This is a genomic window from Bacteroidales bacterium (assembly GCA_012519055.1).
In the GTDB taxonomy this organism is placed as follows: domain Bacteria; phylum Bacteroidota; class Bacteroidia; order Bacteroidales; family Salinivirgaceae; genus JAAYQU01.
The window spans coordinates 44,707-57,221 of the sequence record JAAYQU010000010.1; the positions used below are offsets into that span (position 1 = coordinate 44,707).

General features: G+C 37.6%; 8 protein-coding genes. 2 read left to right on the plus strand and 6 right to left on the minus strand.

Annotated elements, in window-relative coordinates; all coding sequences use genetic code 11:
- Positions 1-62 precede the first annotated feature (62 nt).
- The 6 genes from GX311_02000 to GX311_02025 form a co-directional block, all read right to left on the minus strand.
- A complete protein-coding gene (locus GX311_02000) occupies positions 63-1,988 on the minus strand; it encodes a T9SS type A sorting domain-containing protein (protein NLK15151.1) in 1,926 nt (641 codons plus the stop codon).
- Positions 1,989-2,242: 254 nt separating this feature from the next.
- Positions 2,243-4,576, minus strand: a complete 2,334-nt coding sequence (locus GX311_02005) for a glycoside hydrolase family 92 protein (GenBank protein NLK15152.1) — start codon at positions 4,574-4,576, stop codon at positions 2,243-2,245.
- Positions 4,577-4,903: 327 nt separating this feature from the next.
- A complete protein-coding gene (locus GX311_02010) occupies positions 4,904-5,434 on the minus strand; it encodes a porin family protein (protein ID NLK15153.1) in 531 nt (176 codons plus the stop codon).
- 279 nt (positions 5,435-5,713) lie between these two features.
- The gene (locus GX311_02015; GenBank protein ID NLK15154.1) at positions 5,714-9,217 is read right to left on the minus strand and encodes a DUF2723 domain-containing protein; all 3,504 of its coding nucleotides are present in this window, start codon (positions 9,215-9,217) and stop codon (positions 5,714-5,716) included.
- Positions 9,218-9,634: 417 nt separating this feature from the next.
- Positions 9,635-10,165: a hypothetical protein gene (locus tag GX311_02020; GenBank protein NLK15155.1), complete on the minus strand. Its 531-nt coding sequence runs from the start codon at positions 10,163-10,165 to the stop codon at positions 9,635-9,637.
- Positions 10,166-10,185: 20 nt separating this feature from the next.
- Positions 10,186-10,722, minus strand: coding sequence for a hypothetical protein (locus GX311_02025; protein ID NLK15156.1), 537 nt, complete (start codon positions 10,720-10,722; stop codon positions 10,186-10,188).
- A gap of 135 nt (positions 10,723-10,857) precedes the next feature.
- On the opposite strand from GX311_02025, the gene GX311_02030 reads away from it, so the two are divergent.
- Together GX311_02030 and GX311_02035 are read left to right on the plus strand one after the other, a co-directional pair.
- Positions 10,858-11,724: a radical SAM protein gene (locus GX311_02030; protein ID NLK15157.1), complete on the plus strand. Its 867-nt coding sequence runs from the start codon at positions 10,858-10,860 to the stop codon at positions 11,722-11,724.
- Positions 11,725-11,920: 196 nt separating this feature from the next.
- Complete coding sequence (locus GX311_02035) at positions 11,921-12,499, plus strand: HutD family protein (protein NLK15158.1); 579 nt, start codon at positions 11,921-11,923, stop codon at positions 12,497-12,499.
- The last annotated feature ends 16 nt before the right edge of the window (positions 12,500-12,515 follow it).

Below are 12,515 nucleotides of genomic sequence, written 5' to 3' on the forward strand. Positions count from 1 at the left end.
ATTAAGAAATTAAGAGATATTAAGAAAAAGAGACGCCATGGTATGACGTCTCTACATGGCTTTTATTGTTTAATTATTCTATACTCGCCATTTCCGCTTGCGGTGTGGATAATTAAAAAGTAAACACCGTTGTTTAACGATGATATATCAACTGTAGCGTTAGAAACGTTTTCGTTGCTTAAAGCTATTCTACCGAGAACATCAAACATTTCTACCTTGCTTATCTCCTCCGGACACTCAATGGTTAAGTTGTCTTTAGCCGGATTGGGATATACTTTTATTTTACCAATCATGTTTTCGTTGATGCCGGTAATAGATGTACATGCGGGTTCAGATGTGCCTTCTTTGTAAACTACTTTTACGCAATATTCGTTTGTTCCGCCCGGGACATAAGTGTCCATAAAAGCTGTTTCTGTAAGTCCGCTTGCTATTTCAGCACCATTTCTGGTAACAGTGTAAGTGTAATCGCCTAAAGGTGCGCCGCTATATGCTGTCACATCATCTATTAGAATGATATTTCTGTCATAAGAGTCGTGGTGTCGGAAAGCGACGTGTTTAGTTCCTATCGGAAGTTCTATTACGCGTTTGAACCAGACTACTGTTTTGTCATAAGAATTTTTATCCTGTTCTGTGTTATCTTTTTCCGGCACTGGGGTTTCATCGAAAATTGCTACGAAATCTTCGGGATTGGTTCCTGTCTTGGAAACCATTAAGCTATAATGATCAGGGTATTGGGTTCTAGTTGCAACGTAATATTTAATTCGTGTAGCTCCATCTATTGGTGGTGTAACTAAGTATGTGTCTGGGTCGATAGGCCATACTGCCCATGAGTAAGAACCCATTGCTCCTGGTCCATCGTGCCATGTTGTAATCCATTCTATATAATTTAAATCAATAGTAACCCATCTGTCTCCGTCCTCATCGGGTGTTGCGTGAACAATCCATCCCGGTGGTTGTGTCTCTTCACCGTTTGGATAGCCTTCGAAACTCTCTTGAAGTATGATTTCTCCATCACTTGCTTCTGGTGCATTCCATGATAATTTCACATTGGAACCTTCTGCAATACCTTGAATGTTTGTTGCAGGATAGAATATTGTTGTACCTCCTATTGTAACAATTTCTGCGCATGCTGGTACTGATGTACATTCCGAGTAAACTGCTTTTACGCAGTAACTGTATGTGCCGGCGGATAAATCGTTGTCTGTATAGGTGGTCTCTGTAGCTCCTGTTGCAATTTCGTTTCCATTTCTGGTAATTGTATAAGTGCGTGGGTTTTCATTTGCCGGAGGGTTCCATGTAATAGTTATATTCGATTCGTTTACTGTAGTTTGAACGTTTGTAACAGGTATGCACGGAGCTCCGTCCTTGGGTGATATTACTGTACGAATATTAAAGTTACCACTAAGGCTTATAGCTGTTATTTCATTCCAGCCATCTTCCTCGAAATAAATCCATGCACCTTTTCCTGCAACCGTAGTGTTTGCATCTTTTCCTACAGGGAAGCCTCCTGTGGTTACGACTTCATATCCCACCCAGTAGTCGCCTGATTCAAGTAGCAAGGGATTTGTAAGTGTGTGAGTGTTCCACCCCTCTTGTGGAGCAGAAGTAGGTTCGCTTACTAATAATTCTCCGGCTGTTGTATTGGTTCCGTTTCCGTAGATTTTGATGGTGGTGTTTGTTGCTTCTGTACCTCTGATGTAAAATTGGACTTTGGTAATTTCGAAAGCGTTATAGTAATCAGCTAATTCATCGTTAGTTAGCCTTACAGCAGCAGTAAATGTTGCAACGCTATCCGTTCCAACGCCACCGACATTTACACCGTCATAATGTATAATAACTTCTCCATCTCTAATAGGTGCTGTTTGTGATGATGTTGCCTTACCTACGGCCGTTTTAGGACTAACTCGTATGTCCTCCAATCTATTTTGCGCTTTAATGTTACAAAGCATGGCAAAAACTAATACTAATAAAAGATTAAATTTTTTCATAATGTTTTTTATTTTGATGTATTAAATCCCTTGGATAAGGGAATTTATTGCATAAATAGTTTTATAGTTTTTTAAAAGTATATTTTTTATAATGATTCAAGATACGAATTTAATTTCTAAGTTACAAAATTTATTTTGTTTTGTGAATAGTTTTCAAAATTCGTGTAAAGTTGTGATGTTCGAGGTCATTTCAAAGGTCATTTTGAAGGACGAATATTAAGAAATACAAGATTGGATTTTCAAAATCATTGGCTCTAATTTGTAAATGAATAGGGTTTTTCATAAGAAGCAGATTTTCTGTTTGGTTTGTTGCTCATTTCAAAGAGTATTTCGCCACCTTTGAGAATCTCGGAATGTGTTATAAAATGCTTTTCATATTTTTTACCGTTAAGCTTTATGGCTTTCACATAAACGTTTTTATCGGAAAGGTTTACAGTTTTAACAGTGAATGTTTTTCCGTTTTCCAAATAAATAGTTGCCTCTTTTGTTTTGGGAGAGCTGATTACATACTGGTCTGAGCCCGGGCAAACAGGGTAAAATCCTAATGCTGAAAAGATGTACCAGGCAGACATCTGTCCACAATCATCGTTACCTGACAGTCCGTCTATTCTGTTTTTATACATCTGACGCATAATTTCGTGAAGACGGTGTTCCGATTTCCACGGCTCGTTTGTCCATTTGTACAAATAGGCTACATGGTGGCTTGGCTCGTTTCCGTGCACATAATTGCCCATTAGACCCTCTTCGTTAATATCTTCGGTTTTTTCGAAATATTTAGCAGGAAGGTCCATCGTGAAAAGCGAATCTAAGCGACTAACGAATTGTTTTTCGCCACCCATTTCGTGTATCAATCCATTTACATCGTGTGGTACAAAAAAGGAGTAATTCCACGAATTTCCCTCGATAAAACCCTGTCCGTGAGTGTCCAACAGGTCAAAATCCTCTTTAAACGTTCCATCTTTGAGTCTCGGACGAGCAAAGTGCAAGGAGGAGTCGAAGATATTACGGTAACTTAACGCTCGGCGAGCATACTCTTGGCTGATTTCACTGTTGTTTAAACGGTTTGCCAACTCGTGGATAGTCCAATCGTCATAGCTGTATTCCAATGTAATAGAGGCTGCCGACGAGCTTCTTTCAAAAGGCACATATCCATATTTTTTGTAATCGCCTGTGCCGTCGAAATAGTCAATGTTGGAGCTGTTTACGCAAGCTTTTAATGCTAATTTTTTATCAATATCTAATCCCTTAGCAATTGCGTCTGAAACAACCGAAACGGAATGATAGCCAATCATACACCAGTTTTCATTTCCCATGTGCGACCAAACGGGCAACGCCTTATGTACACTTTGTTTATAGTGATTTAACATAGAGTTGACAAACTGAGTGCTTCGTGCAGGTTTTATCAGATTCATCAATGGGTGTTGCGCACGAAACGTATCCCAAACCGAGAAAACTGTGTAGTTGGTTTGTCCGTTCTCGGCTTGATGAATGTTGTGGTCTATGCCACGATAGCGTCCGTCAATATCTTGATAAACAGAGGGGTTTATCATGGTATGATAGAGTGCTGTATAAAAAATATATTTTGTCTCTTCGTCTGCTTCAAATTTGATGCAGCTAAGCTCTTTTTCCCATTTCTGTTGCGTTTCGTTACGAATATCGTCGAACGATTTTCCGGCAGTTTCAGCTTCAAGGCTTTTCATTGCACCTATGCAATCCACAGGGGAGAGTGCCACTTGAATTTCGAGGGGTTTGCCGTCTGAAAAATCGAAGTTGAAATAGGCTGTCAGATGTTTTCCGAACATTTCGGGGAAGTTTTTGGTCATATCAAATTTTCGCCAAAAACCGTTATATAGAACTTTTTCGTTGTTACGACAACCATAGTTTTGGATAGGTTTTGAAAACTTCAGGGCAAAATGTGTGTAATTCATTCTTGACCATCCGCGCGTGATACGGTAACCTGTAAGGGTGTATTCATCTTCGACACGTAGGTTTGCCATTAGAACTTTGCCGTCGTAATTGTAAATTCCGTAATCCAAATCAATGATGATATGTCCTGTTTTTGTGTTTTGCGGGAAAGTGTAGCGATGTACGCCTACACGTTCAGTCGCAGTCATTTCTGCAAGAATATTATAGTCTTGTAAAAGAACGGAGTAGTAACCAGCTTGGGCGTTCTCATTATCGTGACTAAATCGTGAACGGTAGCCACTCTCGGGGTTTTCTTCGGTTCCCATATCTAATTTTACTTCGCCAGTCATCGGCATAATCAGGATATCGCCTAAATCGGAGTGTCCTGTTCCGTTGAAATGGGTGTGACTGAACCCTATAATGGTTTTGTCATCATATTGATAACCAGCACAATATTTATATGCGTCGGGCTGATAAACACCGTCAATATTGTGAGGAATCATTTCCGTATCGGGGCTTAATTGAACCAAGCCGAAAGGAGCACAAGCTCCCGGAAAAGTGTGTCCCATGCTTTTAGTGCCAACCATGGGGTTTACGTAATTTACGAACTTTAAATCTTGACTAAATAAGTGATTTTGAGACATCAATAGTAGTATAAGCAATAAATAGGATATTTTATTCATGTTTTTGTTATAAGTGAGTAAAGTTTGATTCCAAATAGAAAAACTTACTGATAATTCTGCTATAATTCCGAATCATAAAGTTACTGAAATTTGTGTAAAACGGAACAGTTTTAAAATAAATAAGGGTTGAAATTTGCACTTTAACCCCTATTTTAATAGACACTACAAAACACCTTATGATATATCCTACTTCATTAATACAGTTGCTATGACAACAGCGACAGATGCTTCTAACATTGTGGTAATAGTACTTCATTCAGGCTTTTCAAGTCGAAGATATCCGTCAAGTTTGCTTTGATTTGTGTTCAAAATATATTGTTTCCCAAATCATAAGATATAAAAACCCATGTGCAAAGAAAATGTCATATTGTTTATCTGAGACGGGAAATATTCTTTAATGTTGTTTTGCATATATCCCACTCCTAAACCCCAATGAAAATCTGATAGATGAATTTTTAGCAAAAGATCCATATAACAGTTTTCAAATTTAAAAAAGTTTGAAAAGGCATTCACACCTACTAGTTCTGCACCTAACATCAGGTTTTCGCTCTCATTTTTATAAAAACAATATCCTAAACCGAGCATTGCGCCAGAATAGCCCTTACTGTAGCTAAAAATTGCTTTTTTATCTATTAGTTTATTGTAATATGTAACGTTGTATCCGAGGGAAAAGTCAAATTTGTTGAAACGGTAATTGACAAATAAGTTAGTGTATAGTCCATTTGATACACTACCTGATTTTAGGCTTGTAAAACCACCATAATTTCCTCCCATTCCCAATGAAGGTTCAGTATTCTCTTGTGCCGACAGTGCTATAGAACTAAGCGTCATCAATAATACAAAAATCTTAGTTTTCATAATTTTAGCTGTTTTTAATGTTATTAGATTTTTCATTATACTTAAACTGACGTTGATTATGTGCAAGTATATGCCTTTTAAAAGTATAAAGGGATACCATTTGTCCTCTTTAACAAATAAATAACATGGTTTTGCAGATTGCGTTATTGTGGATAATACCGATTGGACTATTTTAAAATTACAATTGGTATTAAACCATTAAGAAGTTAAGAGATATTAAGAAAAAAGAGACGGAGCATGCTCCGTCTCTACAACATCCTAACACTCAATTGTTCATTGCTAAAGTGCCCAGAGAGCATAAATATTAATCACTTTCGACTCATATTCATTGAGATATAAAAACTTCTCTATAACACTTCTTTGTTCTGGTGTCAGAGATTTTAACCAAGTGTCAGTGTATTTTGGATCTATAGAAAAGAGCATTCGTATAAGCTCTTTATGCTCATCTGGTGCGTTTGCTATTTCGGGAATTAGTTTTGATTTGTTCTCTAATTTCTTAGCTAAATAGCTGCTTAACTCGTTCTTTAAATCGGTGCGATTGTAGCGTCTTAGTACTTCCATAATATCTTGTAATAAGAAATATGCAAGTTGTTCTTCTCGTACATAACCGTTCTCAATTAAAGGATCGGGTTGTAAAACGAAATTGATTTCTTGAATAGCGTTTATAGCAGCCAGACGCGCTATGCTATCAGCAGCTGTAATATCGCCTGTTTCGTAATATGTTCTGATAGCATTGCGTGAGAAATAATCAATGGGCAGTCTTTCTATCGGAAGAACCTCAAATGAACGTTTCATAACTTCAACAGCCTTATCTTTTTCTCCCTCTTTAAGAAGTTGATCGGCGAGAGCAGTAAATTTGTCCCGAAGAGAGACTGTGCGTAGTGATCTGATTTCAGTCCACTCGTAATAAACATCCATGTTGTTTAAGTTCCTGTACATGAATTTGTTCATTAGGTTGTCGTACAAGATATCGGTGTTGATACTTCCGTCTCCGCCAGTTTCGTTTTTGATTGGGACAAATCGGTATGCAAATCCCTCATTTTGAGAATATTGTCTTAATAATTCAGTAAATACTCCGGCACCGGCAGTCGATGTGGTATAGATAGGACGTTCCCAGTCGTTGTTTGCAAAAAGATCTAACATAGCTAAATCAGATTTACCTATGACATTGTCTTTTATTTCAAACACAATGTTGTCAACGATTTTAGCGGAATCTTTTGGTTGCACTGTTCCAGAGGCTAAAACTTTCTGTTTGTCAACGGGAATTATAAGTCGTCTTGCCGGTAAATAGCTTTCTCCAGTTGTAAGTTTAGTACTCATATTGTCGTCTAAGACAAATTTCATTGCAAGTTTTGCAGGAAGTGGCGCTGATCCAATTAGATCCTGAACACGACTTGTTTCAGACTCTAATTGTCTGGCTTTCTGCTCATTAATCTTGTATTTAACTATAGCATCTCTTTGCGTCAACATGCGTGAAAGACCTATAAGCTGGGCTGGATATATTCTATCTCTATCTTCTTTAAGTTGATTCCATGTTGTGGATTCGCTTTTGGGAAAATCGCTTTTACTTAGTGTCGATACTAACAGATCATACAAATTGTTGTATGGTTCTTCTAACGATTTCTTTGAAGCCTCGTATTTTTCGTTAATATACAGCTCTTTACGGTCGAAAACATAAACCATGTCTCTCGTTCCCATGACATATTTTTCGGGCTCCATTGTAAATTTAACGGGTGTGCTTTCCCAGACTTGCCGTCTCAGTTGGTTTATGTACCAATCGGTACTTAAATATGGAAGACACAATACCCTTACATCAGTCCTAACACCTTCAACCTCTTGTATATACCATATTGGGAATGTGTCGTTATCGCCCATAGTAAAGATAATGGCGTTTTCGTCGCAGGAATTCAGGTAGTTGTATGCAAAATCGCGTGCCATGTAACGTCCTGATCTGTCGTGGTCGTCCCAGTTTTCAGCACCCATAATTATTGGAGCACCTAACATACAAACTGTCGTTGCAGCAACAGCTGACACTTTGCTGTTTATAACCTTTTGTAGTAGCTCGTACAGAGCCAAAACCGCCATCCCTATCCAAATTGTAAAGGCATAGAACGAGCCAGCATAGGCATAGTCTCGCTCACGTGGCTGTATCGGCGTTTGATTCAGGTATATAACAATTGCAATTCCTGTTAAGACAAACAGAAGCATTACAACCCAAAAATCTTTTTTGTCTCTGAAGTATTGATATAGTAGCCCAACTATCCCAAGAATCAGTGGTAAGAAATAGTATTTGTTGTTGGCTTTGTTTTCCCACGAGTCGGGTAGGAGTGACTGATCTCCAAGTCGGGCGTTGTCGATAAAAGGTATTCCGCTTATCCAGTTTCCATTTGCCAACTCTCCGTGTCCTTGAATATCGTTCTGGCGACCGGCAAAGTTCCACATAAAGTATCGGAAGTACATAAAGCCAAGCTGATAGTTAATTAAAAACTTAACGTTTTCTCCAAAAGTTGGTTTTATTCTCGTTTCAGGTTCTTGTCCGTAGTTTATTGTGATAGGAGTACCCTTTATATTTGCCCAACGTTTATACTCTTCAATGTGTGTTTCGTTAGCTGAGAACATACGTGGGAAAAGCATATAAAATCTATCATCGTATTTAATGTTCATACCATTGTCGAACGGAACATATTTGCCATCTTTTGGTCGGTATGATATTTTTGGAGTGCTACTTAACGCCGGTGCAGAATAGACATGACCGTAGAATAGTGGTCTGTCGCCGTACTGCTCGCGGTTTAGATACGACAGCAGACTGAACATATTTTCCGGATTGTTTTGGTCCATCGGGGGATTTGCATTTGAACGTATAACGGTCATTGCATAAGAGCCGTATCCTAAGATTATAAGCGAAACGCCGAGTAGTACGGTGTTTAGTACAACTTTTTTCTTTTTGTAGGTTCGGTGTATTCCCCAAATAAGTCCGCCAATCAGCAATATTGCAAATATCGCCATACCTGTTCCATAAGGCATTCCTAAACCGTTGATAAAGCCAAGTTCAAACCATGATGCTATTTTTACAGTATATGGAATTATGCCGTACATTATTGCTCCAAGGATAACAACGGATACTAATAGTGCGCCAATAACTCCTTTGGTGCTGGGTTCGTATTTTTTGAAATAATATACCATAACAATTGCGGGAATTGCCAACAGGTTTAAAAGGTGGACACCTATTGAAAGCCCCATGAGATATGCGATTAGGAGAAGCCATTTGTTTGCCGACGGTTCGTTGGCAACATTCTCCCATTTTAAAATTGCCCAAAAGACGACTGCTGTAAAGAGTGACGATAGAGCGTAAACCTCTCCTTCAACAGCCGAAAACCAGAATGTATCAGAAAAAGTGTATGCAAGCGCACCTGTTAGACCTGCTCCCATGATAGCCAATGTTTTACCAACTGTTTCGCTGTTATCGGGGTCTATCAGTTTCTTGGCTAAGTGTGTGATTGTCCAGAAGAGGAACATAATTGTAAAGGCACTTGCCAGTCCGCTCATTATGTTAACCATTGTGGCAACATCTGCGGGAGTGGGGGCGAACATTGAAAATAGTCGTCCCATCATTAGAAACAGTGGGCTTCCTGGTGGGTGGCAAACTTCCATTCGATAAGCCGAGCCAATAAACTCGCCACAATCCCAAAAGCTTGTTGTGTAAGGTATTGTGCTTAGATACACAAAGGCAGAGATGGCAAATGTCAGCCAGCCGCCTATCAAATTCATTTTTCTGTAGTTCATTGTAATTAAGTGTTTTTGCAGTTCGCTACTAAATGGCAAAGCTACAAACTTTTTTAAATTTTTTATAGACAATTTGACGAATTAAAAAATAGGTAGAATTGTAACATCTTACCAAAACTGTTAGTTAGGGAAATATATAGTGCGTTTTAGTAATATAAAATTGTGAAAATTAGCGTGTTATAAATAAAGTAAGTTGAATGGATATTAAGTTTGATTAAAGTTACTGTTGAATTTATTTAACTAAACTTTAACATAGGTGGATGTTTTTACGAACAGTAATCTATACTATATTGCAGTGCTCTATTACTATTTTGAAATTTTCACTTCAGTGGCTGCATTTGCAAATTTTGGACTCGATTCTAAAACATAATTTTCGGAACATTATCATTTTTTACGGCTTTGTTAATTTAGAGTGTTTTAGTTCAATGAACATGATTCTGTAAGTGTTGCGTTTATGTTGTCTGTGTCGTAAAAGATTTTATATTGAAAATACTCATTTGGTTTTTCGTCACAAGAAACAGAAAATCTAAGTATAAAGTAATTAATCATCTCCATCGGGATTTTGTTGTTATCTTCAACAGATTTAAGAAAGTTCATTTGCGAGTCTAACATCTTAATTTGATCTATCATCTTATATCCATGTTTTTTTCTGTATTTTTTCTCATAAATAATTTTCATGTCTTCTGTGTAACAACATTGATACGGCATATTACTGCTGGTAAAAACTATTTCAAACGAATATGAACATATCAATAAGCTATCATCTGTTTTATTGCACTCGGTAATGATATTCTCTTTTATTTCGGAAAACTGTTTGTCGTTCCATATTTGGGTAAAAATTTCGAATTGGATAGTGTCAAGTTGCTCATGTATGTCATCGCAATACATTTGAGAATGGGCGAGTTTTGCAGAACAAATTATTATGAGAGATATAATTATTCTTTTCACTTTTAATACTTTTATTTATCCTATGGTATAACATTGTTCGTACTATCTGGCTTAGGAGCAAATGCTCTGAAGTGGAAAACTTCATTTAGCACCAATGTCTCATCTGTTTTCGGTCGTATTGCCTTTGTAATTACAAAGGTGGTATCGTTTTGTATCTCGCCTATACTTAAATAAGCAGGCATTCCTCCTCCTGATGATGGATACCACTTTTCATATCGTATCTCATTATCAATTATTTGAAAAATTCCCCAACACGATTTATGATTTTTAATCGTGTTAAGAAACGTTTCAGATGTAAATAAATCGGCTTCTAGCTCGTCAAACCCTACTGAGCCAGGTCTTCCGCCACCACCGTAAAGTAGTAGCCCGTTTCTGTAAAAAAATAGTGTAGATATCACTGAGTTATTTAAATCCATCACATAATAGTATCCATCAATTCTTAGCTGGTTTCCGATGTAGGGCTCTTTTTTTAGAGTCAGCTTATCATCTGCCAATATATCTCTTATACAGCTGCTTGAGTAAAGCAATATTCCGATTAGTAGTAATATAAGTCTCATGATCGGTAGATTCAACTAATAAATGTAATTTATTTACTCACAAATTTAGCATAAAAAGTTGCGCCTACGAATAATAATCTATACTTTTATTCATTTATTGTCAAGCAAAGTGGAGGACGGTTTGTAGAATTAACCATGCCCAAAAAACGATTCAGAAAAATATACGTCGAGATAACCAACGAGTGCAATCTCAGTTGTAGCTTCTGTTCAGTATCCGAACGGGAAAAGCTGTATATGTCGGTTGCCAATTTTGAGCTGATATTGCAAAAGACGCATCAGTTTACCGACTATATTTATCTGCACGTTAAAGGTGAACCTCTTTTGCACCCGAACCTGAGCGATATACTCGATCTGTGCGCACAATACAAACTTAAAACAGTTTTGGTAACAAACGGAACTTTACTAAACAGCGCAAGCGATATTTTGATTTCAAAAACGGCTATTAAGCAGATTAACATATCGTTACACTGCTATAGCGAGTTGCCGAAAAACCTGTCAAAAGAGCTTTACTTGCAAACCGTGTTCAGTTTTATAAGGTTAGCGCACAGAGAGACTGATATTGTAATATCGCTACGATTTTGGAACCAATCTAATGACAGTAGAGAGACACATCTATCTAATACAGAGCTTTTTAGAGCCATTGAAACAGAGTTTAATTTAGATTTTAGCATTGCAGAAACGCTAAAACCCGCCGTAGGGTTGAAAATAAACGACAAGTTGTGGTTGAATTCCGATTTTGAGTTCCAGTGGGCTAATCTCTCTCTGCCTATTTTAGGAACCAAAGGAACTTGCTTAGGGCTACGTGACCAAATAGCAATATTAAGTGATGGCACGGTCGTTCCATGCTGCATTGATAGTGAGGGAGTTATTAATTTGCAAAATATTTTTGAGCGCGACTTGCAGGAGATTATCAATTCCCCAAGAGCAACGGCTATTATTAACGGGTTTAGAAATTTTCAAAAAGTTGAGCCTCTTTGCCAAAGATGCAGGTTTTTTGATTAATAATTACGAGTTACGAGTTACGAGTTACGAATTATGAATTACGAATTACGAGTTACAAGTTACGAATGAAGAATTGTTAATTAGTTAGCTGATTATCATGTCAATAGCCATGACTTTTAAGTCGTGGAATGTGATTATGTGTGTGTTTAGTGGGCTTTAGCCCAAACATGAAATAGAAATTAAATTATTCAAACATATGGAAATACTTGTAATACAGAAGCAATCACACAAAACAACAAACTGGTCGGGAGGAACCACCACAGAGCTTTTTATCTATCCAAAAGGAAGTGACTATCAAAAGCGAAACTTTCTGTTTCGTGTAAGCACGGCAACCATCGAGATTGAGGAGTCTCAGTTTACAAAACTTGCCGATGTAAATCGCGAGATAATGATTTTAGACGGAGAAATAGAGTTAATACACGAGGGGCGTTATTCCAAAACGTTAGGTAAGTTCGATACCGACACATTTTCCGGAGAGTGGGATACCCGAAGCATTGGCAAGGCTACGGATTTTAACCTAATGACAAAAGGTAACGTAAGAGGTCATATTAGACACTTGGGGTTAAGCGCAGAAAGTGCTCAAACAGTGAACTTTAGCACAAAAACACAGAAAGCTCTTTTTTACATCTATTCTGGCAAGTTACAAATATGTGACAAAATAGTAGATAGTGGCGATGTTCTATTTTTTGACACTCCGTCTAATCATGAAAACGTTGATATTAAGGCTGTCACGAAAGCGGATGTTATTGTTGTTGAACTCACCTTAATCAATTAGCAATTAGCAATGTGCA

Bases quoted from the DNA above. Each gene is read 5' to 3' on its own strand.
- GX311_02025 (NLK15156.1), bottom strand. From the start codon at position 10,722: ATGAGACTTATATTACTACTAATCGGAATATTGCTTTACTCAAGCAGC.
- GX311_02015 (NLK15154.1), bottom strand. From the start codon at position 9,217: ATGAACTACAGAAAAATGAATTTGATAGGCGGCTGGCTGACATTTGCC.
- GX311_02005 (NLK15152.1), bottom strand. From the start codon at position 4,576: ATGAATAAAATATCCTATTTATTGCTTATACTACTATTGATGTCTCAA.
- GX311_02030 (NLK15157.1), top strand. From the start codon at position 10,858: ATGCCCAAAAAACGATTCAGAAAAATATACGTCGAGATAACCAACGAG.
- GX311_02000 (NLK15151.1), bottom strand. From the start codon at position 1,988: ATGAAAAAATTTAATCTTTTATTAGTATTAGTTTTTGCCATGCTTTGT.
- GX311_02010 (NLK15153.1), bottom strand. From the start codon at position 5,434: ATGAAAACTAAGATTTTTGTATTATTGATGACGCTTAGTTCTATAGCA.
- GX311_02035 (NLK15158.1), top strand. From the start codon at position 11,921: ATGGAAATACTTGTAATACAGAAGCAATCACACAAAACAACAAACTGG.